Origin of the sequence: Microbacterium algihabitans, assembly GCF_032464975.1 — a bacterium.
Classification (GTDB): Bacteria; Actinomycetota; Actinomycetes; order Actinomycetales; family Microbacteriaceae; genus Microbacterium; species Microbacterium algihabitans.
This window is the reverse complement of record NZ_JAWDIU010000005.1, coordinates 271,516-296,335: the sequence shown is the minus strand read 5'-3', so window position 1 is coordinate 296,335 and position 24,820 is coordinate 271,516. Positions and strand designations below refer to the sequence as shown.

Annotated in this window: 21 protein-coding genes, 1 tRNA gene and 1 other RNA gene; 13 read left to right on the top strand and 10 right to left on the bottom strand. The window is 70.6% G+C overall.

Going from position 1 to position 24,820, the window contains the following annotated elements:
* Nucleotides 1-218: 218 nt before the first annotated feature.
* On the top strand, nucleotides 219-908 hold the full coding sequence (locus RWH43_RS14565; protein ID WP_307211184.1) for a DUF1345 domain-containing protein: 690 nt from the start codon (nucleotides 219-221) through the stop codon (nucleotides 906-908).
* A 38-nt stretch (nucleotides 909-946) separates the two neighbouring features.
* Here RWH43_RS14565 and RWH43_RS14560 read toward each other — a convergent pair.
* A tRNA-Val gene (locus RWH43_RS14560) sits at nucleotides 947-1,022 on the bottom strand.
* 146 nt (nucleotides 1,023-1,168) lie between these two features.
* Here RWH43_RS14560 and RWH43_RS14555 point away from each other — a divergent pair.
* From RWH43_RS14555 to rnpB, 3 genes are all read left to right on the top strand, one after another.
* The gene (locus RWH43_RS14555) at nucleotides 1,169-1,897 is read left to right on the top strand and encodes a zinc ribbon domain-containing protein (protein ID WP_316001810.1); all 729 of its coding nucleotides are present in this window, start codon (nucleotides 1,169-1,171) and stop codon (nucleotides 1,895-1,897) included.
* A gap of 12 nt (nucleotides 1,898-1,909) precedes the next feature.
* Nucleotides 1,910-3,610 carry a bifunctional 3'-5' exonuclease/DNA polymerase gene (locus RWH43_RS14550; RefSeq protein ID WP_316001809.1) on the top strand — a complete coding sequence of 567 codons (1,701 nt, stop codon included), beginning with the start codon at nucleotides 1,910-1,912 and terminating at the stop codon, nucleotides 3,608-3,610.
* A gap of 31 nt (nucleotides 3,611-3,641) precedes the next feature.
* Nucleotides 3,642-4,025, top strand: an RNA gene (rnpB, locus tag RWH43_RS14545) — RNase P RNA component class A.
* 68 nt (nucleotides 4,026-4,093) lie between these two features.
* Here the strand turns inward: rnpB and RWH43_RS14540 are convergent.
* Nucleotides 4,094-4,327 carry a hypothetical protein gene (locus tag RWH43_RS14540; RefSeq protein ID WP_144833603.1) on the bottom strand — a complete coding sequence of 78 codons (234 nt, stop codon included), beginning with the start codon at nucleotides 4,325-4,327 and terminating at the stop codon, nucleotides 4,094-4,096.
* Nucleotides 4,328-4,508: 181 nt separating this feature from the next.
* Between RWH43_RS14540 and RWH43_RS14535 the strand changes: the two genes are divergently transcribed.
* On the top strand, nucleotides 4,509-4,799 hold the full coding sequence (locus RWH43_RS14535) for a hypothetical protein (RefSeq protein ID WP_144785099.1): 291 nt from the start codon (nucleotides 4,509-4,511) through the stop codon (nucleotides 4,797-4,799).
* A gap of 23 nt (nucleotides 4,800-4,822) precedes the next feature.
* Here RWH43_RS14535 and ppgK read toward each other — a convergent pair whose 3' ends face one another.
* Nucleotides 4,823-5,626, bottom strand: a complete 804-nt coding sequence (gene ppgK, locus RWH43_RS14530) for a polyphosphate--glucose phosphotransferase (protein ID WP_316001808.1) — start codon at nucleotides 5,624-5,626, stop codon at nucleotides 4,823-4,825.
* A 96-nt stretch (nucleotides 5,627-5,722) separates the two neighbouring features.
* Between ppgK and RWH43_RS14525 the strand changes: the two genes are divergently transcribed.
* Genes RWH43_RS14525 through RWH43_RS14515 form a run of 3 tightly spaced genes read left to right on the top strand, consistent with a single transcriptional unit; the run spans nucleotide 5,723 to nucleotide 10,293 of the window.
* On the top strand, nucleotides 5,723-5,926 hold the full coding sequence (locus RWH43_RS14525) for an SPOR domain-containing protein (RefSeq protein ID WP_186325528.1): 204 nt from the start codon (nucleotides 5,723-5,725) through the stop codon (nucleotides 5,924-5,926).
* Nucleotides 5,927-5,951: 25 nt separating this feature from the next.
* The gene (glnA, locus tag RWH43_RS14520) at nucleotides 5,952-7,292 is read left to right on the top strand and encodes a type I glutamate--ammonia ligase (RefSeq protein WP_144833792.1); all 1,341 of its coding nucleotides are present in this window, start codon (nucleotides 5,952-5,954) and stop codon (nucleotides 7,290-7,292) included.
* 10 nt (nucleotides 7,293-7,302) lie between these two features.
* Nucleotides 7,303-10,293, top strand: coding sequence for a bifunctional [glutamine synthetase] adenylyltransferase/[glutamine synthetase]-adenylyl-L-tyrosine phosphorylase (locus tag RWH43_RS14515; protein ID WP_316001807.1), 2,991 nt, complete (start codon nucleotides 7,303-7,305; stop codon nucleotides 10,291-10,293).
* Between the two features lie 42 nt (nucleotides 10,294-10,335).
* Here RWH43_RS14515 and RWH43_RS14510 read toward each other — a convergent pair whose 3' ends face one another.
* Nucleotides 10,336-12,030, bottom strand: coding sequence for a long-chain-fatty-acid--CoA ligase (locus RWH43_RS14510; protein WP_316001806.1), 1,695 nt, complete (start codon nucleotides 12,028-12,030; stop codon nucleotides 10,336-10,338).
* A 129-nt stretch (nucleotides 12,031-12,159) separates the two neighbouring features.
* On the opposite strand from RWH43_RS14510, the gene RWH43_RS14505 reads away from it, so the two are divergent.
* Complete coding sequence (locus RWH43_RS14505; protein ID WP_316001805.1) at nucleotides 12,160-12,471, top strand: DUF2277 domain-containing protein; 312 nt, start codon at nucleotides 12,160-12,162, stop codon at nucleotides 12,469-12,471.
* Nucleotides 12,472-12,539: 68 nt separating this feature from the next.
* Here RWH43_RS14505 and phoA read toward each other — a convergent pair whose 3' ends face one another.
* Complete coding sequence (phoA, locus tag RWH43_RS14500) at nucleotides 12,540-14,465, bottom strand: alkaline phosphatase (protein ID WP_316001804.1); 1,926 nt, start codon at nucleotides 14,463-14,465, stop codon at nucleotides 12,540-12,542.
* Nucleotides 14,466-14,626: 161 nt separating this feature from the next.
* On the opposite strand from phoA, the gene RWH43_RS14495 reads away from it, so the two are divergent.
* Nucleotides 14,627-15,022: a hypothetical protein gene (locus tag RWH43_RS14495; protein WP_154096619.1), complete on the top strand. Its 396-nt coding sequence runs from the start codon at nucleotides 14,627-14,629 to the stop codon at nucleotides 15,020-15,022.
* Nucleotides 15,023-15,104: 82 nt separating this feature from the next.
* Nucleotides 15,105-16,070, top strand: a complete 966-nt coding sequence (locus RWH43_RS14490; protein ID WP_316001803.1) for a hypothetical protein — start codon at nucleotides 15,105-15,107, stop codon at nucleotides 16,068-16,070.
* A gap of 184 nt (nucleotides 16,071-16,254) precedes the next feature.
* On the opposite strand, the gene glnA (RWH43_RS14485) is transcribed toward RWH43_RS14490, so the two are convergent.
* Nucleotides 16,255-17,679 (bottom strand): type I glutamate--ammonia ligase, encoded by a 1,425-nt coding sequence (gene glnA, locus RWH43_RS14485; RefSeq protein ID WP_144833586.1) that lies wholly within the window; start codon nucleotides 17,677-17,679, stop codon nucleotides 16,255-16,257.
* Between the two features lie 133 nt (nucleotides 17,680-17,812).
* Between glnA (RWH43_RS14485) and RWH43_RS14480 the strand changes: the two genes are divergently transcribed.
* Nucleotides 17,813-18,241 carry an RDD family protein gene (locus RWH43_RS14480; RefSeq protein WP_260979750.1) on the top strand — a complete coding sequence of 143 codons (429 nt, stop codon included), beginning with the start codon at nucleotides 17,813-17,815 and terminating at the stop codon, nucleotides 18,239-18,241.
* Between the two features lie 45 nt (nucleotides 18,242-18,286).
* On the opposite strand, the gene RWH43_RS14475 is transcribed toward RWH43_RS14480, so the two are convergent.
* Nucleotides 18,287-18,997, bottom strand: a complete 711-nt coding sequence (locus RWH43_RS14475) for a DUF4191 domain-containing protein (RefSeq protein WP_144833585.1) — start codon at nucleotides 18,995-18,997, stop codon at nucleotides 18,287-18,289.
* A 118-nt stretch (nucleotides 18,998-19,115) separates the two neighbouring features.
* On the opposite strand from RWH43_RS14475, the gene RWH43_RS14470 reads away from it, so the two are divergent.
* Nucleotides 19,116-20,135, top strand: coding sequence for a hypothetical protein (locus RWH43_RS14470; RefSeq protein WP_144833583.1), 1,020 nt, complete (start codon nucleotides 19,116-19,118; stop codon nucleotides 20,133-20,135).
* Between the two features lie 17 nt (nucleotides 20,136-20,152).
* Here RWH43_RS14470 and sucB read toward each other — a convergent pair whose 3' ends face one another.
* Genes sucB through RWH43_RS14455 form a run of 3 tightly spaced genes read right to left on the bottom strand, consistent with a single transcriptional unit; the run spans nucleotide 20,153 to nucleotide 24,792 of the window.
* Complete coding sequence (gene sucB / locus RWH43_RS14465) at nucleotides 20,153-21,901, bottom strand: 2-oxoglutarate dehydrogenase, E2 component, dihydrolipoamide succinyltransferase (RefSeq protein WP_144833580.1); 1,749 nt, start codon at nucleotides 21,899-21,901, stop codon at nucleotides 20,153-20,155.
* Nucleotides 21,902-21,955: 54 nt separating this feature from the next.
* Complete coding sequence (gene lpdA / locus RWH43_RS14460; protein ID WP_144833578.1) at nucleotides 21,956-23,329, bottom strand: dihydrolipoyl dehydrogenase; 1,374 nt, start codon at nucleotides 23,327-23,329, stop codon at nucleotides 21,956-21,958.
* On the bottom strand, nucleotides 23,326-24,792 hold the full coding sequence (locus tag RWH43_RS14455; RefSeq protein WP_144833576.1) for a leucyl aminopeptidase: 1,467 nt from the start codon (nucleotides 24,790-24,792) through the stop codon (nucleotides 23,326-23,328). Before RWH43_RS14455 ends, lpdA begins: the two co-directional genes overlap by 4 nt.
* Between the last annotated feature and the right edge of the window lie 28 nt (nucleotides 24,793-24,820).

The following is a 24,820-nucleotide window of genomic DNA, read 5'->3' as shown; positions in this document are numbered from 1 at the left end:
CGAGTGCGGCAACCCTTGTTCGCTCCGCACAATCAACCAGCGTCCAGCCTAGCGAGTCGCGACGACATCGGCTGCGCGCGGCGCTCGCGGGCCCGCCATGGGTCGCCGCGACGGTTCGACATCGAGACGACGCACCCCGGATGAAGACGAAGAGCGGCGGATGCCGTGTGTCGACGCGCCCGCCCGGTGCGGACGGTCGACCGGTCTAGCCTGAGCGCGTGAGCACGCACGAAGGGTTCCGCACGAGGCCTGAACACCGCTGGCCGGTCTTGATCGCCCTCGGCGTGGGCACGGGGCTCTACGCCGTGCTGCCGAGCGAGGCCAGCGGCATCCTGCGCTATGTCGTGGTGGTCGTCGGCATCCTGTGCGCGATTCCGATGGTCGTGACGAACCCTTCGCGTCTGACCCGCGACTCGCGCATCGGCCGCGTGTTCGCGATCGCGTTCACGGTGATCCTGCTGGTCGCCAACCAGATTGCGTTCTTCCTGCTGGTGAACCAGCTGCTGCAGGGGCAGGGGAGCGGCGCGTCGACGCTGCTCGGGGCGGCGCAGGTGTGGGCGATCAACGTCATCGGCTACGCCGTCGTCTACTGGGAGATGGACCGCGGCGGTCCCATCGCCCGCCGCCGCGACGCGCGCGACGAGCTCCCGCCCGCCGACTTCCAGTTCCCCCAGGACTCCGACCGCGACGCGGTGAGCGAGGTGGCGCGCCGCTCGTCCGACACCGAGGACTGGGCGCCCGGCTACGTCGACTACCTGTACTTCTCGGCATCCAACGCCATGGCCTTCAGCCCCACCGACGTCATGCCGCTGTCGAGCAGGGCGAAGCTGTTCATGATGGTGCAGGCGGTGTCGGGCTTCATCCTGCTGGCGCTGGTCATCGCGCGCAGCGTGAACATCCTGAACTGACCTGCTCGGACCCCACACGGGCGTCGCCGAGTCGTAAGTGGTGGGCCCTGCCGGGATCGAACCGACGACATCCACGGTGTAAACGTGGCGCTCTACCAGCTGAGCTAAAGGCCCTGGTGCCTCGAGTCTAGCCCGGTAGACGCCGCACTCCTGGGGCGTGGTGTCCGGATGCCGTGACCCCACCGACCCCGCCGCGGAGCGATGCGGGCGTCGGCACGCGCGTACCGCGGATGTCGGAGGCCCGGGGTAGCGTGGGGGACGTGAATGCCGATCCCGCCGACCAGCGCAAACTGCTCGACCTCGCCGACCTCGACGCGCGTATCCACCGTGACGAGAAGGTCGCCGGCAACCCGCCTCAGGCCGAGCGCGTGCGCGAGCTCATCGCGCAGCGGGCGACCCTCACCCAAGAGCTGACGACGCGTGCCAACGCCCGCGACGACATCAACGCCGAGCTGACGCGCCTCGAGTCCGACGTCGCCGTGGTCGATGCCCGCATCGCGCGCGACACCGAGCGTCTCGCCGCGTCGTCGAACCCCAAGCAGGCTCAGGGCTTCGAGAGCGAGCTGACCTCGCTCAAGCGCCGCAAGGGCGACCTCGAAGACATGGAGATCGCGCTCATGGAGCGCCTCGAGGCAGCGGATGCCGCTGTCGCCGAGCAAGAGGCAGTGATCGCCGACACCAACGCGCAGGGCGCTCAGCTCAGCGCCGAGGCGAAGACCACCGTCACCGACGCGAACACACGCCTCGACGGGGCGCGCCGCGACCGCGATGCCGTGGCCGCCTCGATCCCCGCCGACCTGCTCGGGCTCTACGAGCGTCTCGCGTCGCGCGGTAACGGCGCCGGCCTCCTGCGCGGCGGCGCGTGCGAAGCGTGCCGCATGGTGCTCCCGCCGAGCGATCTCGCCGTCGTCCGCCGCGCGCAGACCGACGAGGTCGTGTTCTGCCCCGAGTGCGGCGCGATCCTCGTCCGCACCGAAGAGTCTCGATGACCCGAGACGGCCGTGGCCTCTGACACGGTCGTCGTCGCCCGCGCGGCATCCGGGTCACCCGTCCTGATCGACCTCGACGCCGACGCGACCCCGGTCCGCTCCGTCGAAGTCGACGACCTCGTTACGGCCGTCCACGAGCGCGAGCAGGCGGGCGACGTCCGCTGGGTCTGGCCCGACACCGCGGCCGCCTACCCCCCGCTGCTCGACGCCGGCGTGCGCGTCGCGCGCGCGTGGGACCTCCGGCTCGTGCACGCGATCCTGCGCGACGCCGTCGCGGTTGCCGACGACGCCGGACTCCGCCACGCGACCGCCTGGGACGCGGCCTCCAGCGAACCCGACGCGGGCGACGCCCTCTTCGACCTGGGGGAGTCGGCATCCGGAGTCCCCGAATCCGCCGACGAGGCCGTCGCCGAATACCGACGTCAGCACTCCGCCCTCGCCGCCTCAGCGACTCCCGGCGCGCTTCGGCTGCTGGCCGCCGCCGAGTCGGCCGGCGCACTCATCGCCGTCGAACTGCACACCGTGGGCGTGCCGTGGAGCATCGAGGCGCACGAACGCCTGCTCGAGGCCGAGCTCGGGCCGCGGCGCGGCGGCGGGCTCCCGGAACGCATCGAGCAGACGGCCGCCGTGGTCCGCGACGCCCTGGGCGACCCGCGGGCGTCCCTCGACTCGCAGCCGCGTCTGCTGCGCTCCCTGCACCGCGCCGGCCTGCTCGTGCAGTCGACGAGCCGGTGGGAGCTGTCGGAGCACGATCACCCGGCCGTCGCCCCTCTCATCGCCTACAAGAAGCAGATGCGCCTGTACACCGCGAACGGCTGGGCATGGCTGGCCGAATGGGTGCGCGACGGTCGCTTCCGCCCCGTATACGTGCCGGCCGGCGTCGTCACCGGGCGGTGGGCGTCCTCGGGCGGGGGAGCCCTGCAGATCCCGCGCGCGCTGCGCACCGCGGTGCGCGCCGACCCCGGCTGGACGCTCGTGACCGCCGACGTCGCCCAGCTCGAACCCCGCGTGCTCGCCGCGATGGCGCGCGACACGGCCCTGGCCGAGGCTGCGGCCGGGCGCGACCTGTACGCCGGCATCGTCGACCGCGGAGCAGTGGCGAGCCGCGCCGAGGCGAAGCTCGCGATGCTCGGGGCGATGTACGGCGCCACCACCGGCGAAAGCGGTCGACTTCTCCCGCGGCTGCGCCGCACCTTCCCGCGCGCGATGCAACTCGTCGACGACGCCGCGCGCACCGGAGAAGAGGGTGGCGTCGTGCACACGTGGCTCGGCCGCACCTCGCCCACGGCGGGGGAGTCGTGGCGCGCCCTGCAGTCGCTGGCGAGCGAGTCGGCGGCATCCGGGATCGACGAGAACCGGGCACGCCGCTCCGCGCGCGATCGCGGACGCTTCACCCGCAACTTCGTCGTGCAGGGCACCGCCGCCGAGTGGGCGCTCGCGTGGCTGGCCGACCTGCGGGGGCGCCTGGCGGCGTTCCCCGAGACGGATGCCGATGCCCCGGCCGCGGCATCCGGTGCGGTGTTCGCGCGACGACCGCACCTGGCGTTCTTCCTGCACGACGAGATCGTCGTGCACACCCCGATCGAGCACGCGGATGCCGTCGCCGAGGCGGTGCGCGAAGCCGCAGCCGCCGCCGGGCGTCTGCTGTTCGGCACGTTCCCCATCGACTTCCCGCTCGACCTGCGCATCGGCGCGACCGCGGAGAAGGGCTGAGGACGCTCGCCGGTAGACTGGCCGATGCGAATGGGTCGGCTGGACGGTCGCGTCACGGGTTCGCCCGTGCCGAGGAACGTCCGGGCTCCACAGGGCAGGACGGTGGGTAACGCCCACCCGGAGCAATCCGCGAGACAGTGCCACAGAGAGCAGACCGCCCCGCGTCCCTCGGGCCGCGGGGTAAGGGTGAAAGGGTGGTGTAAGAGACCACCGGGGTCGTGGTGACACGACCCGCGAGGTAAACCTCGTCCGGAGCAAGGCCAGACAGGGGATGACGACGCGGCTCGCCGAGTCCCCGGGTAGGCCGCTGGAGCGGCACGGCAACGTGTCGCCGAGAGAGATGACCGTCCACGGGGTTCCTGAGCTTGTCGAAGGAACCCCCGGACAGAACCCGGCGTACAGGCCGGCCCATTCGCCCCCGCACACGACGACGGCCCCGCCCGCTCCCTCGAGCGATGCGGGGCCGTCGTGGCGATCGGCGGGTTACGCCCCCGGACCCGAGTTGTATCCGCCTGCCGGCGGCGCCATGCCCCCACCCGGAATGCCGCGACGCGCGCGCTCTTCGTCGGCGCGCAGGATGCCGTTCTTCACCGCGGTCCGCATGATCAGGTACGAGACCCAGATCGCGAGCGCGAGGATCGCGATGTAGACGATGAACCCGATGATCAGAACCCCGATGCCGAGTCCTGCGGCCGCGCCGCTGTAGTCGTTGCTCACGATGATTCCCCCTCTGTGTCGTGCGCGTGGATGACGCTGACACTAAGGGGCGGCAGGGGAGGGGCGCATCAGGTTTGACCCGCGCAGCGCGATTCGGTACGGATGCGCGCAGCGTCCACCACCCATCGAGTGTCGGACATATGTTCTACACTCGAACTCGGCCGGGGAAGGGGTCCGGCGCATGGGTTCGACGAGGGTCAGCGATGAGATGGTCGCTCGGGTACTGGCATCCATCGCCCCCTGCACGCTTCAGCCCGAGACCTGGGGCGCGCGCCCCATCGAGTGGTACGCCGACAAGCGCCCGGTGTGGGCGTGGGTCACGTGGCCGAACCGCGCCGCCACCCGCGAACCCGCGTGGGCGACGGGCGGCAACGACCGCGTCGTGATGCTCGAAGTGCCGTGCGAGGGCGGGCACTGGGCGCCGGTCGTCTGGCGCAATGCCGTCAGCGTGCGTCAGGTCGCCGCCGCCTGAAGACGTTTCCGGATGCCGTGTCCTCAGCTCGGGTCGGCCTTCGGTGCCACCGCCGGCAGCGCCTCGGGCACCGGCACGGCGAGCGACGCGGCGCCGATGATGCCCGCATTGTTGCGGTGCTTCGCCGGCAGGATCGGGGCGCGCAGCTTGAGCAGGGGCAGGAAGTGCTCCGAGTGCTTCGACACGCCGCCGCCGACGACGATGAGGTCGGGGCTGAAGAGGAACTCGACGTAGTCGTAGTACCACTGCAGGCGCTTCGCCCACTTCTCCCACGACAGCTCTTCGCGCTCCAGCGCGGAGTACGCGGCGAAGTGCTCGGCGTCTCTCTTGTGGCCGGCGCGCTGCAGGTGGCCGAGCTCGCTGTTGGGCACGAGCACGCCGTCGTAGATCATGGCCGAGCCGATGCCCGTGCCGAGGGTCGTGAGGATCACGAGGCCGTCCACGCCCTTGGCCGCGCCGTAGCGCACCTCGGCGATACCGGCGACGTCGGCGTCGTTGGCGAAGTGGATGTCACGCGAGAGGCCGTGCTCGAAGAACTTCTCGGCTTCGAAGCCGATCCACGACTTCGACACGTTCGCGGCCGAGAGCGTCTGGCCGTTCTTCACGATCGCGGGGAACGCCACGCCCAGGGGCAGGTCGTCGGCGGCCTCGAGGGTCTCGAGCACCTGCTTCACCGCGGCCAGCACGTCGGCCGGCTCCGCACCCTCCGGCGTCGCGACCTTCACCCGGTCGCTGACGAGCTCCCCGGCATCCAGATCCACGATTCCGGCCTTGATGCCGGTTCCGCCGATGTCCACTCCGACCGCGCGAGATGCTTTCGTTGCCATACCCCTCAGCCTAGCCAGCCGGACGGTCGGGATCAGTAGGATCGGTGGAGCACCGGCGGTTCGCGCCGAGGGGCGCGACCCATGTGAGGAGCCATCGTGAGCGACGAGAACAAGCAGTACTGGTACAACCTCGAAACCGGCGAGGTCGAGCAGGGGTTCGAGTCTCCGGCGGTCGATCGTGCCGGCCCCTTCGCCACCGCCGAAGAGGCCGCTCAGGCTCCGGAGCTGCTGAAGAAGCGTTCGCAGCAGTGGGCCGAAGAAGAGGCCCGCGACGACTGGGGCTCCGGCTCCGCTCGCTGAACGCCCACCGAAACGAGGGATGACGATGGACAAGCAGCGCGATTTCGTCTTGCGCACGATCGAGGAGCGCGGCGTCAAGTTCGTGCGCCTGTGGTTCACCGACGTGGTCGGCACGCTCAAGTCGGTGGCGATCGCCCCGGCCGAGGTCGAGGGTGCCTTCACCGAGGGACTGGGCTTCGACGGCTCGGCGATCGAGGGGCTGACGCGGTCGTACGAGTCCGACCTGCTCGCGCACCCCGACCCCACGACCTTCCAGATCCTGCCGTGGCGCGGGGAGATCGACCCGACCGCGCGCATGTTCTGCGACATCACGACGCCCGACGGGCAGCCGGCGGTCGCCGATCCGCGGCACGTGCTCAAGCGCACGCTCGCCAAGGCCGCCGATGCCGGGTTCACGTTCTACACGCACCCCGAGATCGAGTTCTACCTGCTGAAGTCGTCGCAGCTGGGTCCCGACGGACGCCCGCAGCCCGTCGACTCGGCCGGCTACTTCGACAACGTCCCCGGCGGAACGGCGCACGACTTCCGTCGCCGGTCGGTGCGCATGCTCGAAGACCTCGGCATCTCGGTCGAGTTCAGCCACCACGAGGGCGGCCCGGGCCAGAACGAGATCGACCTGCGGTATGCCGACGCGCTGACCACGGCCGACAACATCATGACCTTCCGCACCGTCGTGAAAGAGGTCGCGATCGAGCAGGGCGTCTACGCGACGTTCATGCCGAAGCCCATCAGCGGTCAGCCGGGCAGCGGCATGCACACGCACCTGTCGCTCTTCGAGGGCGACATGAACGCCTTCTACGAGGAGGGCGGCCAGTACCAGCTGTCGAAGGTCGGGCGTCACTTCATCGCGGGCCTGCTGCGTCACGCCAACGAGATCTCGGCCGTGACCAACCAGTTCGTGAACTCCTACAAGCGACTGTGGGGCGGCGACGAGGCTCCGAGCTTCATCTGCTGGGGCCACAACAACCGCTCGGCTCTCGTGCGCGTGCCGCTGTACAAGCCCAACAAGGGGCAGTCGACGCGGGTCGAGTACCGCGCGCTCGACTCCGCCGCCAACCCCTACCTGTCGTACGCGCTCATGCTCGCGGCCGGCCTCAAGGGCATCGAAGAGGAGTACGAGCTCCCCGCCGAGGCCGAAGACAACGTGTGGTCGCTGAGCGACTCGGAGCGCCGCGCCCTCGGCTACGCGCCCCTTCCGGCGAGCCTCGACCACGCCCTCGAGTACCTCGAGGAGTCGGAGCTGGTCGCCGAGACGCTCGGCGAGACGGTCTTCAAGTACGTGCTGCTGAACAAGCGTCGCGAGTGGCAGCAGTACCGCGCTCAGGTGACGCCGTTCGAGCTGGCCAGCAACCTCGAGGCGCTCTGACGGAGGGTCCATGACCTCGGGCGATCGGTCGACCGCGCTCACCGCGCTCGCCCGCACCGGCTTCTCGCGGCTCGCCGAAGCAGATTCCCTGCTCGGCGAGCTCGAGGAGCAGCTCGGTGTGGAGCGGGCGGATGCCATGGCGCTCGCGCAGCGCGTGGCCGACCCCGATCGGGCGGTGCTGGCGATCCTGCAGGTCGCCCGGCGCGACAGGGAGGCCGTTCGCGCGGTCTCAACTGACGCCGGCGCGTGGCGTGCCCTCTGGGATCTGGTGGGCGCGTCCGACGGGTTCGCGGAGTTCTACCTGCGTCATCCCGATGAGCTGGTGCACCTCTCGGGTGCCGGGCTCACCGTGCCCGACGAGAAGACGATGCGCGCCGAGCTTCTGGCATCCGTGCACGATGTCGACGGGTTCGCGGAAGACGCGACGGATGCCGCGTGGGTGGCGCTACGCGTGCGCTATCGGCGCTTGCTGGCCCGCATCGCGGCGTACGACCTCGGCCAAGACGACCCGGCCGGCGCGATCAGCGTCGTGTCGTCGGCCCTCGCCGACCTCGCGGGGGCGGCCCTGGAGGCGTCGCTCAGTGTCGCGCGTGCGCGGGTGAGCGGCGCGGGGCCCGGCGCGTTCCCGCGCGAGCAGGTCGAAGCAACGCGCTTCGCGATCATCGCGATGGGTAAGACCGGCGCGCGCGAGCTCAACTACGTCAGCGACGTCGACGTGATCTTCGTCGGCGGTTCGGCCGACGAAGAGGTGGTGTCCGAAGCCCGTGCCATCGATATCGGTACACGCCTCGCCGTGCAGACGATGCGCGGCATCTCCGGCGCCGAGATCGAGCCTCCGCTCTGGGAGGTCGACGCGAACCTGCGCCCCGAGGGCAAGCAGGGCGCCCTGGTGCGCAGCCTCGCCTCGCACGAGCAGTACTACGCGCGCTGGGCGAAGAGCTGGGAGTTCCAGGCACTGCTGAAGGCCCGGGCGATCGCGGGCGACGCGACGCTCGGCGCCGAGTACGTCTCCGCGATGCAACCCCTGGTGTGGCACAGCGCGGAGCGCGAGAACTTCGTCGAGGGCGTCCAGCGCATGCGCGAGCGCGTCACCGACAACATCCCCGCGACCGAGGTCAACCGTCAGTTGAAGCTCGGGCCCGGCGGCATCCGCGACGTCGAGTTCACCGTGCAGCTGCTGCAGCTCGTGCACGGCTTGACCGATGAACGCATCCGACAACGCGGCACGCTCGAAGCCCTTGACGCGCTGGTCGCCGAGGGGTACATCGGCCGCACCGAGGCCGAGGCCTTCGGCCGCGACTACCGCCTGCTCCGCCTGCTCGAGCACCGTCTGCAGCTGCGCGGCCTGCGCCGCACGGCGCTGCTGCCTGAAAAAGACGACGACCTGCGGGTGCTCGCGCGTGCGTCGCGGCTGGCCGACTCGGCATCCGGAGTGCAGGCCGTGTGGGAGGGCATCAAGCGCGAGGTGCGCGACATCCACGTGCGCCTGTTCTACCGCCCGCTGCTGTCGGCGGTGGCCGCCCTTCCCGAGGGCGAGCGCACGTTGTCGACCGCGCAGGCCCGCGATCGCCTCGCCGCGATCGGCTTTCGCGACCCGGCCGGCGCTCTGCGCCACATCGCCGCCCTCACCAGCGGACTGAGCCGCAAGTCGACCATCCAGCGGCACCTCATGCCGATCATGATCCGATGGTTCGCCGACGGGGTCGATCCCGACTACGGGTTGCTGGTCTTCCGTCGCATCAGCGAGCGCCTCGGCAACACCCCGTGGTTCCTGCGGATGCTGCGCGACTCCGCCGGCGCGGCCGAGAGCCTCACGCGGGTGCTCTCGGGCTCGCGCTACATCGGCGAGCTGATGGAGTGGATCCCCGAGTCGGTCGCGTGGCTCGACGACGACGCGCTGTTGCGCCCGCGCTCGGGCAAAGCGCTCGAAGAAGAGGCGCGCGCGATCCAGACGCGCTGGCAGAACATCGACGACGCGATGCGGTCGGTACGTGCGCTGCGACGTCGCGAGATGCTCCGCGTCGCGATGGCGGCGGTGCTGGGCACGGTGTCGCTCGAAGAGCTGTCGGATGCGCTCAGCACGATCACCGAGGTCACGATCCAGGCGACCCTGCGGGCCGTCCGGCGCGTGGTGGTGCCCCCGGAAGACGACGACCTCGACTTCGCGATCATCGCGATGGGACGCTTCGGCGGTCGCGAGCTCGGCTTCGGGTCGGATGCCGACGTGATGTACGTCTACCGGGCGAACGGCGTCGACCCGCAGCGCGCGAGCCAGTTGGCCCTCAAGATCGTCGCGGGCGTGCGCGAGCAGTCGGAAGACCACCGTCTGCCGCTCGATCTCGATGCCGAGCTCCGACCCGAGGGTCGCAGCGGCCCCCTAGCGCGCTCGCTCGACGCATACGCCGAGTACTACCGGCGCTGGTCGCTGTCGTGGGAGGCCCAGGCACTGCTGCGGGCGCGCGGTGTCGCCGGAAGCGTGAAGCTGATCACCGCGTTCATGGAGCTGGCCGACGAGGTACGCTACCCGGTCACCGCCGACCAGAACGGGCTGCGCGAGATCCGCCGCATCAAGGCCCGGGTCGAGAACGAACGACTGCCGCAGGGCGCCGACCCCGCGCGTCACCTCAAGCTCGGCCCGGGGTCGCTCAGCGACGTCGAGTGGCTCGTGCAGTTGTTGCAGCTGCAGCACGCGCGCGCGGTTCCGGGCATGCGCACGACCTCGACGCTCGACGCGCTGAGCGCGGCGGCCGACGCGGGCATCATCGAGCACGACGCCGCCGACAAGCTCGCCGCGGCCTGGCACCTGGCCAGTCGCCTGCGCTCGGCGAACACCCTTCTTTCGGGCCAGACGAGCGACGTGCTGCCGGTCGACCGCGGAAAGCTCGACGGCATCGGCCGCATTCTCGAATACGCGCCGCGCTCGGCGACGCAGGTCGAAGAGGACTACCTCGGCGCCACCCGCCGGGCACGCCGCGTGTTCGACAAGCTCTTCTACGGGTGAGATCGGCCGATGCCGCATGCGTGGCATCCGCCGACCTCGACCTCACTTCATCAGACGCTCGCGCACCTCGCGCCGCAGGACCTTGCCGATCAACGAGCGGGGCAGGTCGTCGACCACGATGACCCGCCGCGGCACCTTGTAGGCGGCCAGGCGCGTCTTGCAGAAATCGCGGATCGCTTCGGGCTCGAGCTCCACGCCGTCGCGCAGCACGATGGCGGCTGCGACGTCTTCTCCGCCCTGCGACTTCGGCAGCGCGACCACAGCGGCACCGGCGATGTCGGGGTGCGAGGTGAGCACGTCTTCGACCTCGCTCGGCGAGACGTTGAAGCCACCCGTGATGATGATCTCTTTCAAGCGGTCCACGATGGTGACGAAGCCGTCGGTCGAGACGGTCGCGATGTCGCCCGTGCGCAGCCATCCGCCCCGCAACAGGGTCTCGGCGGTGTCGCCCGGTCGGTTCCAGTACCCCTGGAAGACCTGGGGTCCGCGCAGAAGCAACTCACCGGCCTCACCGAGCGGTAGGTCGACGGACGGGTCTTCGGGGTCGACCACGCGGATGTCGGTGCTCGGGAACGGCACGCCCACGGTGCCTGGACGACGTGACGGCCCGATGGGGTTGCCCAGCGCCACCGGAGACGACTCGGTCATGCCGTATCCCTCGACGAGCAGGCCACCGGTCGCGGCCTCCCACCGGTCGACGGTCGCGACCGGAAGACTCATGGCCCCCGAGATGGCGAAGCGCACGCTGGTGAGGTCGATCGTGCCGCGGGCGGCGGCGCGGGCGAGCTGGTCGTAGATCGGCGGAACGGCCGGCAGGAACGTCGGCGGGCTCTTCTTCGCCGCGGCGGCCACCAGCTCGAGGTCGTACTTCGGGAACAGCACGAGCTTCGCGCCGATGCTCATCGCGAAGGTCAGGCACAGGGTGAGCCCGTAGGCGTGGAACAGCGGCAGCACGCCGTAGAACGTCTCTTCGCCGTCATGCAGCCCCGGAACCCAGGCGCGCCCCTGCATCGCGTTCGCGCGCAGGTTGGCGTGGGTGAGCACGGCACCCTTCGGCGTGCCCGTCGTGCCGCTGGTGTACTGCAGCAGGGCGATGTCGTCGAGCTGCGGACCCCGATGCTTGCGCGAGAGCGTGCCCCGCGTGAGCAGCTTCGCCCACGCTGTCGGGCGCTTCGAGGTGGGCGCGGCCGTGAGCTGCGCACGCGCAGCGCGCGCCTTGGCGACCGGCAGGCGCAGGGCGAGGCGTTTTCCGAGCGGAAGGGAGGCGGTGATGTCGACGCTGACGATGTGCTCGAGCGCGAGGTCGCAGGGGAACTCCGCGACGGTGTCGGCGATCTTGTCCCACACTATCGCGAACCGCGCGCCGTGGTCTTCGAACTGGTGACGCAGCTCGCGCGGCGTGTAGAGCGGGTTGTGCTCGATCACGATCGCGCCGAGCCGCAGCGCCGCGTAGAACGCCACGACGTGCTGCGGGCTGTTCGGCAGGATGAGCGCGACGCGATCACCCGCGCGCACGCCGAGCCGGCGCAGCCCCTCGGCCGCACGCGACACCTGGTCACCCAGTTCGCGGTAGGTCGTCGTCGCGCCGAAGAACTCGAGCGCGGTCTTCTTGCCGTACGCGGCAACGCTCGCGGCAAGCATCTCGGGCAGCGTCTGCGACGGCGCGTCGATGTCGAGCGGCACCCCCTCGGCGTAGGAGGTCGACCACGGTCGCGAGGCGTAGGGGGAGTCCTGCATGCTCCCATCCTTGCGCGGACCTCCGACATCGCGGCGGAGGGGCGCCTGTGCGGATGCCGGGAACCCGGCCGGTCTGCATCGGGCCGGCGACACTGGCCATCAGGCGCGGACGGGCCTACCCTGGCGGGCATGTGCCGCAACATCGTCCCCCTGCACAACTTCGAGCCTCCGGCGACGGATGCCGAGTGCCACGACGCCGCGCTCCAGTTCGTGCGCAAGATCGTGGGCACGACGAAACCGTCACGGGCCAATCAAGAGGTCTTCGATCGCGCCGTCGCCGAGATCTCGGCATCCGTCCGGCTTCTGCTCGACGACCTCGTCACCGCTGCCCCTCCGAAGGCGCGTGAGGAGGAGGCCGCCAAACGGCAGGCCCGGTCGGCGGAGCGCTACGAGGCGATCCGGGTGTTCCAGGAGCAGAAGCGCGCGGCGCGCGCCGGCTGAGAGCTGACACGACGACGCGACGCCCGCCCTCACCGCGAAGGCGAGGACGGGCGTCGAGCAGGAAAAGCTCAGACGAACTCGGTGTGGCGACGACGACGCGAACGCAGGTACGCGCCGACCGCGAGCAGACCCGCCGCGAGCACCGCGGCACCGATCGGCAGGGCCGCACCCGTCGTGGCGAGGGGCGATCCGTTGCCGCCCTGACCGGCGCCCGTGCCGGCACCGGCACCGGCGCCCGCAGACTGCGAGGGCTCAGGCGTGGGGGCCGTCGTGGGAGCCGTGGTCGGGGCCGGAGCCGCGGCCTCCGACACCGTGACCGAGGTGGTCTTGGTCGTGCCGGTCTGCGTTCCGCGGACCGTGATCTCGTACGTGCCCTCGGCGTCAGGTGCCGTCGCCTCGAACCGGGCCGATCCCCGCAGCGCATCGCGCTGGCCGAGGTCCGCGGCATCCGCCACCCCACCCGTGAGCTGCCAGTCGGCCGCGAAACCGTCGGCCGCCACGATGAAGGTGTCGCCGGGGCGCACCTCCGACGGAACCGACACGGTCGCCTCGGCGCTCAGCGCGGCGAGGTTCTGCTCGAGCGCGAGACCGTTCGCGGCGGTGAAGAACAGGTCGGTCTGATCGGTCAGGCCCACCACGTTGGCCGCGCCCGGACCGTAGCCCGCGATGCGCACCTGCGCTCCGGTGTGCTGCTGCGAGCCACCCTCGGGCGAGGTGCCGTAGGCGACGATCATCGGCTGGCCGTCGGCGGTCAACAGGTGCGTGTTCAGACCGGGGATGGCCGAACCGACGATCTGGCTGGTGTGGGCGTGGTCGGCGGTCACGACGACGAGGGTGTCGCCCTGGGTGCGCGCGAAGTCCATCGCGACCTGCACGGCCTCGTCGAGGTCGACGGTCTCACCGATCTGGCCGCACGCGTTGGCGGCGTGATCCTGCTTGTCGATGCTCGCGCCCTCGACCTGCAGGAAGAAGCCCTCGTCACCGTCGAGCAGGTCGATCGCCTTCGAGGTCAGGGATGCCAGCGACAGTCCGCTCGCGAGACGCTCGGGGTTCTCGGTGCACGACACGGCCTCGGGCAGGTCGCCGCCCGCGGTGAGGTCGGTGGCCTCGGGCCCGTTCCACCGCACCGGGAAGTTGCCCTCGCTGAACAGGCCGAGCAGCGGCTGGTCGGCGTCGGCCCCGGTGACCGCGTCGAGGCCGGCGGCGTCATCGACGAGGGTGTAGCCGCGGTCCTCGGCCTGGGCGAACAGCGTCTCGCCCTTCCAGGCGCCGGCCGCGGCGGTCTGCGAGAAGCTCGCCGCGCCGCCACCCAGGGTGACGTCGGGGCGCACGTTCAGCAGCTGCTCGCTGATCGAGCCGAGGCCGCCGTTCTCGAGAGCCTCCGACGAGCACTTCTCAGTGGTCTGCTCGGGGCCGTAGCAGCCGCGCGCCGAGATGTGCGCGATCTCCGCGCCGGGGGTCGCGTCCTGGATCTCGGCGGTCGAGACGTTGCCCGTCTTCAATCCGTTCGCTTTCGCGATCTCGAGCAGGGTGGACTGCGGCTTGTTCTGGAAGTCGACGCTGAGGCGACCGTTGACGGTCTTGGTGCCGGTCGACCAGGCGCTGGCCGTCGAGGCCGACTCCGAGGCGTAGTTGGGCTGACCCTGCTCGTTCACCGAGTAGGTCGTGTACTGACCCGTCAGCGGCAGCGCGTCGATACCGGCGAAGCGCCCGCCCGCACCCTCGGCGTAGTTGCGGGCGACCGTGATCTCGGAGTCGCCCATGCCATCGCCGATGAGCAGGATGACGTTCTTGGCGGGGCCGTCGACGACCGACTCGCGCAGCGCGTCGGTCATGTCGCCGTCGTTGCGCGTGGCGCCGCCGTGCTCGGCCACGTCGCCGGGGGTCGCCGCGAGGGCGGGGGCGGCGAGCATCGCCACCGAGGTCGAGGCGGTCAGCGCCACCGCGACCGCGGCGGCGGCCGTTCTGAGGCGTCGAGAAGTGCGTGAGTCCATGGGGGAGTCCTTCGTCCTGTCGAGGCGGTCGTCGACCGCTGTTCCAGACCATCGACGTGAGGGCACCTCAGCCCCGCGCACAGGTGAAGATCAGGTGTCCGATCGGTTGCCACTCGTCCACTTCGGCTCGGTGCGGGGGAGCCGTCCGTAGGCTCGCAGCGATGACCCCCGCCGCCTCGCCTCCCCCCGGCCGGCGCGCCGTCGAGCGCGCGGTGCGGCTGCTGCTCGCGCTGTTCCTGCTGTGCAGCGCGTGGGCGACCACGCACGTGGATGTCGATGCCGGCGATCACGAAGGCACGGCCCACGCGGCCGTCACCGTGGGGTCGTTGGCGCACGCCGACTCGGACGGCGCACCGGCGGTCGATCTCGTCCCTCCCGTCGAGGCGGATGCCGTGCACACCTCGACCGCTGACGGCACCACGGTCCTCGTGCTCGCTCTGGCCGCCGCGGTCGCCGTGGTGCCGTTCGTCACCCGGCGCGGACCGCGTTCGGTCGACGTCCCCGACGCGCCCCCGCCGCGGCATCCCCTCTCCCTCTCCTCCGTCTCCCGTACCTGATCCGACACGCAGCCGCCCCTCCGCGGCTCGACGGCCGTCGCCCGATGGCCGGTTCCGTGTCGATCAGCGTCGGGAGACCTCCATGTCCTCTGTTCCCGCGGTGCCCCGCACCGTTCGTTCCGCGCCGCGCGGTCGTCGGCAGGTCCGCCTGGCCGCTGACGACCTGGCCGAGATCATCGAGCTCGCTCTCGCGAGCCCCGGGCCCTCGGCGGTCGCCACTCTCGAGCAGATCGCCGGTCACGACAGCGACGGCGCGAGCGAGGTGATCGCGCGGATCCTCGCCCGCACCCGCCCCACCCCGCGTCGCGCTGCCGCCGGTCGTGGCCCGCGCCGCGGCATCCGGATCGAGGGGGTCGTTCCCGCGGGCCTAAGACCCCTCGGCGGAGCCGACGCGCCCGCGCGAGCCGACGGGACCATCAGCGTGGTCGGCGACCCCGGAACCGGCAAGTCCACCCTGATCCGCTGGACGGCGCACCGTCGCGCCCGCCCGCTCGCGACGGTCGACCTCGACGGCGACGAGGCGGTCGATCAGCTCGTCGACGGGGTACGGCACGAGGTGGGCCCCGGCATGACCGTCGCACTGCTGAACGCCCACGGGCGCGAGCCGTCCGCCGTGGCGAGTCTTCTGGCCGCCATCCCGCGGGGATGCCTGACCCTGGTCGAGACAACGGTTCCGGATGCCGTGCCCCCGACCGACCACATCATCACCGTCGAACTTCCCTCGGTCGACGCGATCGCCGAACTCCTGCACACCGAGGTCGACGGACTCGACCCGCGCGAAGCCAGGATTCTCGCCGCGCTCAGCCTCGGTGAAACGCCCCGCGCGCTCGTGCGCGGGATCGAACGCGCGCGCCGCTTCGCCGCGACGACCACCGTGCCCGGGGCCCGGGCGCTGCGCACGGTCACGCAGGAGAGGTTCGCGGCCCTGCCGCCCGCACGACGTCGCGCGGCCGCCGAGGCGCTGCTGCGCGACGGTCAGCTGAGCCAGCGGGCCGTCAGCGAGCTGACCGGTGTCAGTCGCGACACCCTGCGACGCTGCGCGGTCTGAACCGGGCGGCGTGCGGCGTCACCGTCGAGTGCGCGCGGAACGGCATCCGGAATCGAGTGCCGAGCAACCGGCGCGTGCGAGGGGAGCGTCCGGTGACGCGCGTGTGAAGACACCCCCGCCGAACGCGGCGACGCCCGCCCCCGCGAAACGGCGGGGACGGGCGTCGACGTGGATGATCGGGCGATCAGACCCCGAAGTACAGCTCGTACTCGAAGGGGTGCGGGCGCTGGGCGATCGGCTGGATCTCGTTCTCGATCTTGTACTCGATCCAGGTGTCGATGAGCTCCTGCGTGAAGACGCCACCGGCGAGCAGGAACTCGTGGTCGGCGCGCAGAGCCTCGAGCGAGTCGAGCAGCGAGTTCGGAACCTGCGGGATGTTCCTGGCCTCTTCGGCGGGGAGCTCGTAGAGGTCCTTGTCGACGGGCTCGTGCGGCTCGATGCGGTTCTTGATGCCGTCGATGCCGGCCATGAGCTGCGCCGCGAACGCGAGGTACGGGTTGCCCGAGGCGTCGGGAGCGCGGAACTCGATGCGCTTGGCCTTGGGGTTGGTACCCGTGATCGGGATGCGGATGGCCGCGGAGCGGTTACCGGCCGAGTACACCAGGTTGACCGGCGCCTCGAAGCCCTTCACCAGACGGTGGTAGCTGTTGAGGGTCGGGTTGGTGAAGGCGAGGACGGCGGGCGCGTGCGCCAGCAGACCACCGATGTACCAGCGGGCGACGTCGGAGAGTCCGCCGTAGCCGGTCTCGTCGTAGAACAGCGGCTTGCCGTCGTTCCACAGCGACTGGTGCGTGTGCATGCCGGAGCCGTTGTCGCCGAAGAGCGGCTTGGGCATGAAGGTCGCGACCTTGCCCCACTGCTCGCAGGTGTTCTTGACGATGTACTTGAACTTCAGGATGTCGTCGGCCGCGTGCAGCATCGTGTCGAAGCGGTAGTTGATCTCCTGCTGACCACCGGTACCGACCTCGTGGTGCGAACGCTCGAGCGCGAAGCCCGCCTCGATCAGCTTGAGGGTGATGTCGTCGCGCAGGTCGGCGGTCTTGTCGACCGGCGAGACGGGGAAGTAGCCGCCCTTGTAGGGGGTCTTGTTGGCGAGGTTTCCGCCTTCTTCTTCGCGACCGGTGTTCCAGGCGCCTTCTTCGGAGTCGACCGAGTAGAAGCTCGAGTTCTGCTTCACCTCGTAGCGGACGTCGTCGAAGATGTAGAACTCGGCCTCGGGGGCGAAGAACGCGGTGTCGGCGATGCCGGTGGAGGCGAGGTACTTCTCGGCCTTCTTGGCGACCTGACGCGGGTCCTTGCCGTAGATCTCACCGTTGCGGGGGTTGTAGATGTCGAAGATCATGACGAGGGTCTTGGCCTCGCGGAACTGATCGACGTACGCGGTCGTCACGTCGGGGATCAGCTGCATGTCCGACTCGTGGATGTTCGCGAACCCGCGGATCGACGAGCCATCGAACAGCTGTCCGACGGTGAAGAACTCCTCGTCGACGGTCGAGGCGGGGATGTTGAAGTGCTGCTGCACACCAGGAAGATCCGTGAAACGGATGTCGAGGAACTTGACGTCCTCGTCCTGGATGAACTTGAGCACCTCGGACGAATCTTTGAACATGAAGACTCCAGAGGTAGAACATTCGGGATCATGCCGGCCTCGGCCAGCCTCCTCGACCCTACCCAGAACCGGTGTCCCGGTCATATCTCGCGTGTTTCCGGGATGTTACGTCGGCCCGATTACGCTGGATGCCGTGACCCTCCCCGCAGAGAACGACTATCCGGGCCAACGGCTCGGCCTTCCCCGCGAAGGACGCGGCTCGATCGCGCGCCCGGGCCGGAGGATCGCCGCCCTCCTGATCGACGTGGCGAGCGCGGGACTCATCGGGTTCGCCTTCTTCTCCACCCCCGACCCAATCACGGGAGTGCCGTTCGCGAACCCCGTCGCGACCAACCTGATCTTCTTCGCCGTGCAGATCCTGTTCATCCCGCTCATCGGCGGAAGCCCCGGGCACCGGATCATGGGGATGCGCCTCGAGCTGGCATCCGGAGGCTGGGTCGGCCTGTGGCGCCCGATCGTCCGCACGATCCTTCTGGCCCTGATCATCCCCGCGGTCGTCTTCGACTCCGACCAGCGCGGCCTCCACGACAAGGCGGTCGGAACGATCCTCGTCCGCAGCTGACACGAAACGGCCCCCGCCTGAGCGGGGGCCGTCATCGTATGGGGGTCAGCGCGGGCGCGGAGCGCGCATCTTGGTGGGGTCGACGCCCTTGGGGATCGGCAGCGACGACAGGCCCTGCGACACCGACGACACGCGCTTGATGACGGCGGCCATCGTGGAGCGGTCGACCTTCTTGGGCAGCGCCTTGATGGTCGAGGCGAGCTTGGCGATCGGCACCTCGTCGTCGCCGTGACCGACGTAGAGCACCGTGACCGGCACACCGGCGGCCACGCGCAGCACGCGCGAGCGCTCTTCGCCGACCAGGCGGGTCAGGCGGCTGCGGTTGCCCTCGCCGATCAGCACGACGCCCCCGCGGCCGATGGCGCGGTACAGCGCCTCCTGCGTGCGCGGGTTGACGCCGACGGGCGCCTCGGAGGCCTGCCAGTTGCGGCCGAGCGACGACGACAGCACGTGACCGGTCGCGCCGGGCATGCCGTCGATCTTCTTGTACATGGCCGTCGTCGACAGGCGGGTCATCGTGATCATGCCGGCCAGGATGCCGGCGAGCAGACCGGTGACGGCCCACAGGATGACGCTCCACACCGCCAGCGGCGGGATCAGGAAGCCGACGAGAACGCCGAGGGCGATGCCCACCAGCACGATGCCGGCGAGCAAAAAGGGCAGCCACTTGTACTCCTTCTGCGTGAAGGTGTACAGGGTTTTCAGCTGCGAGAAGAAGCCCGGACGCTTCTCGGGCGTGGTGGTGCGAGCGGCCATGGTGACGATTCTATCTTCGACGCGGACTCTTCCTCCCCAGTGCGCGAATCGGCCCGATCGTCCACGGATCGAGGGGGCGGCTCCGCGCGGCCGAGGGGAGGTCGGCGACCATCGGCGCATGAGCACCGCCACGGCATCCGTCCTCGTCGAATCCTTCGACGCCTACCTTCGGCGGCGCGCCCTCAGCGCCGTCGCACTCGTCCCCGGCGAGGCCGTGACCGCCGCCGTCGGGCTGCTGCGCGGCTGCCGCGCCGTCGTCGGGAGGATCGCGGGCACCACGTGGTGGCTCACGGCGGAGGGGCGCCCCGTGGCCATCCCCGACGAAGCCGGAGGCGATCCCATCGAAGAGACGGCGTCGTGTCTGGAGCGATTGACGGATGCCGCCGGAGACGACGACACGCGAGGCCTCTTGGTCCGCGCGCACGAGACGGTGCTCACGAGACCTCCGCGGGAGTGGGACGCCCTCGAACGGCGGCTGTTCGCGCACGCGACGCCCGAGCCGCTCGTGCTGGGGCCGCTGACCCCCGCGCACGTCGCTCCGCCGTCTCCAGGCGTTCGCTTGGACGAGGGCGAATCGCCGCTGACGCTGCGGCTCGTCGACGCTGATCTGGCCGAAGCCGTCCGTGAAAGTCTCGCCGAGCTGCGCACGCGGTGGCGGTCTTCGCCACGGATGCGTATGGCGCTGATCGGTACGGCGACGGCGGCCGTCCTCACCGTCACCCTGGCAGTTCTGCTCCCGACGGGCGAGCAGCAGCCCGCGTCGGCGACCGCCACGTCGGTCGTGGCGGATTCGCCGACGCCCACCCCGACCGTCGTGCTGTCGACGGCCGAGCCCACCGACGAACGCCTTCCTCTCATCGACGACGTGATCGAGGGCGCTCGCGCGCTGTTCGGCGAGATCGACGCCTGCCAGGACGAACCGGCCTGCGTAGCGGCTCACGAGGAAAACTCGTCGTTCCCGCGCGAACCCCTGCTGCCGATGGCCGCGGCGGGGCAGATCTCATTGATCGACGACTTCGGGGGAGTGGCCGTCGTCTCGATCGAGAGCGCCGACGGCACGCAATACGTCACGCTCGTGCGCCAGAAAGACCGATGGCTGGTCCGCGCCGTCAGAACGGTCGCGGACCAGCCATCATGAGCTGGTGCTCGGTGGGATCAGATCCCGAGGTCGCCCTCGAACTGCGCCGCCTCGAGACGGGCCTTGACCGTGCCCAGGAAGCGGGCGGCGTCGGCACCGTCGATGATGCGGTGGTCGTACGACAGGGCCAGGTAGACGTACGAACGGACCGAGATCGCGTCCTTGCCGTCGACCGAGACCACACCGGGCTTCTTCACGACGGCACCGAGGCCGAGGATCGCCGACTGCGGCAGGAACACGATGGGCGTGTCGAACAGCGCGCCGCGCGAACCGGTGTTGGTCAGCGTGAAGGTGCCGCCGGCGAGCTCGTCGGGCTTCAGCTTGTTGTCGCGCGTGCGGGCGGCGAGATCGGCGATCTCGCGAGCCAGTTGAGCGATGTTCTTGTCGCCGGCGTCCTTGACGACCGGGGTCAGCAGGCCGCGCTCGGTGTCGACGGCGATCGACACGTTCTCGTGGGCCGGGTAGACGATCTCGTCGCCCTCGACCGTCGAGTTGATGATCGGGTAGGCCTTGAGGCCCTCGATCGCGGCGATGGCGAAGAACGGCAGGAACGAGAGCTTGTCGCCCGTCTTCTGCTGGAACTCGCCCTTCATGCGGTCGCGCAGCGCCGACAGCTTGGTCACGTCGACCTCGACGACGGTCGTCAGCTGGGCCGTGGCCTGCATCGACGCGACGGCGCGCTCGGCGATGACCTTGCGCAGACGCGACATCTTCTGCGTCGTGCCGCGCAGGGGCGAGACCTCCACGGGAGCGGGGGCGGCCGGGGCCGACGCGGCGGGAGCCGCAGCGGCGGGAGCCGACTTGGCGGCCTCGGCGGCCTTGAGCACGTCTTCCTTGCGGATGCGTCCACCGACGCCGCTGCCCTTGACCGAAGCCAGGTCGACGCCCTGCTGCTGAGCGAGCCGACGCACGAGCGGGGTGACGTAGGTCACGTCGTCGTTGGACGACGCGGCCGGAGCGGCGGCAGCCGGAGCCGCGGCGGGCGCGGGCTGTTCGGCGGGCTTCTGCTCGGCGGGCTTCGCCTCGGCGGCGGGGGCGGGCTGCTCGGCCGGCTTCTCCTCCGCGGCGGGCGCGGGCTGCTCGGCCGGCTTCTCCTCGGCGGCCGGGGCGGCGGGCGCCTCGGGCTGCGCGGCCGGAGCGGCACCGCTGCCGATGCGGGCCAGAGCGGCGCCGACGTTCACGGTCTCGTCTTCCTGGACGAGGATCTCCTGCAGCGTGCCGGCGACCGGCGACGGGATCTCGGTGTCGACCTTGTCGGTCGAGATCTCGAGCAGCGGCTCATCGACGGCGACGTCGTCGCCGACGGCCTTCAGCCAGCGGGTGACGGTGCCCTCGGTCACGCTCTCGCCGAGCTCGGGGAGCTTGACCTCGGTCGAGTCGCCGCTCGCGGCGGGCGCCGACTCGGCCGCGGGCTGCTCGGCGGCGGGCTGCTCGGGAGCGGCCTCTGCGGGGGCCGCCTCTGCGGCGGGAGCAGACTGCTCCTCGGCCGGGGCCTCCTGCGGGGCGTCGTCGGACGAGGCGGCGCCGGAGCCGTCACCGATCTTCGCCAGGACGGCGCCGACCTCGACGGTCTCGTCTTCCTGCACGAGGATCTCTTCGATCACGCCCGAGACGGGCGAGGGGATCTCGGTGTCGACCTTGTCGGTCGAGATCTCCAGCAGACCCTCGTCCTCCTGGACGGTGTCACCGACCTGCTTGAGCCAGCGGGTGACCGTTCCCTCGGTGACGCTCTCCCCGAGAGCGGGGAGGACGACGGAAGTGCTCATGAATATGTCTCCTTCGTACCGGATGCGGTATCTAGCTTAGTGACCGGTTTGTGGTCAGAGTGCGTGCAGCGGCTTGCCCGCGAGTGCCAGGAAGGCCTCGCCGAGCGCCTCGCTCTGCGTGGGGTGTGCGTGGATGAACGGGGCGATGTCTTCCGGATGCGCTTCCCAGCCCACGGCGAGCTGGGCCTCCGAGATGAGCTCGCCTACGCGGTCGCCCACGAGATGGGCGCCCACGACGGGGCCATCGACGCGGCGGACGATCTTGACGATGCCCGAGGTGCCGATGATCTCGCTGCGGCCGTTGCCCGCGAGGTTGTACTCGTACGCCTTCACGGCCTCGGATCCGTAACGATCCTGAGCCTGCGCCTCGGTGAGGCCGACGGAGGCCACCTCGGGGTGCGAATAGGCGACGCGCGGAACGTCGACGTCGGAGACCAGCACGGGGGAGAGCCCCGCGATCTCTTCCGCGACGAAGATGCCCTGCTGGAACCCGCGGTGGGCCAGCTGGAGTCCGGGGACGATGTCGCCGACGGCCCAGACGTGCGGGGCGGCGGTGCGCAGGCGCTCGTCGGTCTGCACGAAGCCGCGGTCGAGCACGAGGCCGGCCTCCTCGTAACCGAGACCGGCGGTGACCGGACCGCGACCGACCGCGACGAGCACATAGTCGGCGACGAGTTCGCTGCCGTCGTCGAGCGTCACCGTCACGGCGTCGGCCGTCTGGGTGAGCGTGTCGTAACGGCGACCGAGCTGGAACGCGATGCCGCGCTTGCGGAACGCGCGCTCGAGGGCCTTGCTCGACGAGACGTCCTCGGCCGGCAGCAGGTGCGGCAGGGCTTCGACGATCGTGACGTCGACGCCGAACGAACGCCAGACGCTCGCGAACTCCACGCCGATCACGCCGCCGCCGAGCACCACGACGCGGTCGGGGATGACGTCGAGGTCGAGGGCCTGCTCGCTGGTGAGCACGCGTCCGCCGATCTCGAGGCCGGGAAGGCTGCGGCTGTACGAGCCCGTCGCGAGGATCACGTCGGTGCCGCGGTACACGTCGTCGCCGACACGGACGGCGGGTCCGGCCTCGAGCGAGCCCTCTCCCGACACGACACGGATGCCGCGGGCCGAGATCAGTCCCTCGAGGCCCTTGAACTTCTTCGCGACGATTCCTTCGCGGTACGACCGCACGCGCGCGGGGTCGATACCGCCGAAGGTGACGTCGACGCCGATGTCCGCCGCGCCGCGTGCGGCGTCGGCCACCTCACCGGCGTGCAGAAGCGCCTTGGTCGGGATGCATCCCCGGTGCAGGCATGTGCCGCCGAGCTTGTCCTTCTCGACCAGCACGACGTCTTTGCCGAGTTCGGCGAGACGCAGGGCCGCCGCGTAGCCGCCGCTGCCGCCGCCCAGGATGACGACGTCGGCGGTGTGGTCGGTCATCGCGCGCCGCCCGCGGAGATCATCTCCACCAGCGAACGCACGGTGGCGCCCGTCACGCCCTTGTCGGTGTACCCGAAGGGCGCCGCCTTGTTCATGCCGACGCCGGCGATGTCGAGGTGCACCCAGGGGATGCGAGGCGCGTCGGCCGCATCGGACACGCGACCGACGAAGTGGCGGAGGAAGAGCCCCGCGAACAGCGATCCACCGGCGGGGTCGCCGATCTTCGCGTTCTGCAGGTCGGCGATGGGGGAGTCGAGGTCGTCGACCATGTGGTCGGGCAGGGGCAACTGCCACGCGAGCTCGGCGGTGCGCGCCGACGCCGCGAGGTACTCGGCCACGGCCGCTTCCTCGCCCATGACGCCGGTGTGGCGGTTGCCGAGGGCGACGGTGATGGCGCCCGTGAGGGTCGCCACGTCGACGATGAGGTCGGGGTTCTCGCGGCTGGCCGCGGCGAGACCGTCGGCGAGCACGAGGCGCCCCTCGGCGTCGGTGTTGAGCACCTCGACGGTGGTGCCGTCGAGGGTGCGCAAAACGTCACCCGGGCGCGTCGCGCGACCCGATGGCATGTTGTCGGCGATGCACAGCCAGGCGCTGACCTTGACCGGCAGCTCCATCTCGGCGGCGGCCTTCAGCACGGCGAGGACCGTGGCGGCTCCGCACATGTCGTACTTCATCCCGACCATGGACGCCGGCGGCTTCAGCGACAGCCCACCGGTGTCGAACGTGATGCCCTTGCCGACGAGGGCGACGTGACGCTCGGCGCCGGCCGGCGCGTAGTCGAGGCGCACCATGCGCGGCGGGCGGTCGGATCCCTGCCCGACGCCGAGGATGCCGCCGTAGCCGCCCTCGCGGAGAGCGTTCTCGTCGAGCACCTCGACCTCGACCGGCAGGCCCTTCACGGCCTCGACGGCCGCGTGGGCGAAGTCGGCGGGTCCGAGCCACTCGGCGGGGGTCGTCACGAGGTCCTTCACCAGGGCCACGGCGCCCGAGACGGCGGCAACGGCCGCGATGTCGGCGTCGGACGGGGCGTCGGTGCCCGTGACCGTCACCTGGGTGGCGCGGGGCTTGGCGGACTTCTTCTTGTAGTCGGCGAACCGGTAGCCGCCCAGAGCGGCTCCTTCGGCGAGCGGCTTCCAGGCCGAGGCGACCAGCGACTGCACGGCGACGTGCGCGAAACCGGTGAGCTGTCGCAGCCCCGTGCCCGCGGCATCGCGCAGGGCGGCCTCGCTCGGGTCGGTGCCGGCGCCCGCGACGGCGACCGGGGTCGACACACCCGGAACGTGCACGCGCTGGAACGAGCCGGCCGCCCCCGTGAACCCCACCGCCGACAGTGCGGCGAACAGTCCGGACCAGCCGTCCGGATCGGGCGCTCCTTCCGAAACAGTCGGGACGATCAGGAGGATCGCGTCGGCATCGGATTCGAGGGAGGGGGCGGAGGTGTACGCCACGGAGGGGAACGGCATGGGATCCATCCTAGGTTCGCCCGTGTTC

Excerpts from the sequence above, each read along its gene's own strand:
- lpdA (WP_144833578.1), bottom strand. The coding sequence starts at position 23,329 with ATGACCGACCACACCGCCGACGTCGTCATCCTGGGCGGCGGCAGCGGC.
- RWH43_RS14510 (WP_316001806.1), bottom strand. The coding sequence starts at position 12,030 with ATGCAGGACTCCCCCTACGCCTCGCGACCGTGGTCGACCTCCTACGCC.
- glnA (WP_144833586.1), bottom strand. The coding sequence starts at position 17,679 with ATGTTCAAAGATTCGTCCGAGGTGCTCAAGTTCATCCAGGACGAGGAC.
- ppgK (WP_316001808.1), bottom strand. The coding sequence starts at position 5,626 with ATGGCAACGAAAGCATCTCGCGCGGTCGGAGTGGACATCGGCGGAACC.
- RWH43_RS14495 (WP_154096619.1), top strand. The coding sequence starts at position 14,627 with ATGACCCCCGCCGCCTCGCCTCCCCCCGGCCGGCGCGCCGTCGAGCGC.
- sucB (WP_144833580.1), bottom strand. The coding sequence starts at position 21,901 with ATGAGCACTTCCGTCGTCCTCCCCGCTCTCGGGGAGAGCGTCACCGAG.
- RWH43_RS14505 (WP_316001805.1), top strand. The coding sequence starts at position 12,160 with ATGTGCCGCAACATCGTCCCCCTGCACAACTTCGAGCCTCCGGCGACG.
- RWH43_RS14515 (WP_316001807.1), top strand. The coding sequence starts at position 7,303 with ATGACCTCGGGCGATCGGTCGACCGCGCTCACCGCGCTCGCCCGCACC.
- RWH43_RS14455 (WP_144833576.1), bottom strand. The coding sequence starts at position 24,792 with ATGCCGTTCCCCTCCGTGGCGTACACCTCCGCCCCCTCCCTCGAATCC.
- phoA (WP_316001804.1), bottom strand. The coding sequence starts at position 14,465 with ATGGACTCACGCACTTCTCGACGCCTCAGAACGGCCGCCGCCGCGGTC.
- RWH43_RS14475 (WP_144833585.1), bottom strand. The coding sequence starts at position 18,997 with ATGGCCGCTCGCACCACCACGCCCGAGAAGCGTCCGGGCTTCTTCTCG.
- RWH43_RS14490 (WP_316001803.1), top strand. The coding sequence starts at position 15,105 with ATGTCCTCTGTTCCCGCGGTGCCCCGCACCGTTCGTTCCGCGCCGCGC.
- glnA (WP_144833792.1), top strand. The coding sequence starts at position 5,952 with ATGGACAAGCAGCGCGATTTCGTCTTGCGCACGATCGAGGAGCGCGGC.
- RWH43_RS14535 (WP_144785099.1), top strand. The coding sequence starts at position 4,509 with ATGGGTTCGACGAGGGTCAGCGATGAGATGGTCGCTCGGGTACTGGCA.
- RWH43_RS14470 (WP_144833583.1), top strand. The coding sequence starts at position 19,116 with ATGAGCACCGCCACGGCATCCGTCCTCGTCGAATCCTTCGACGCCTAC.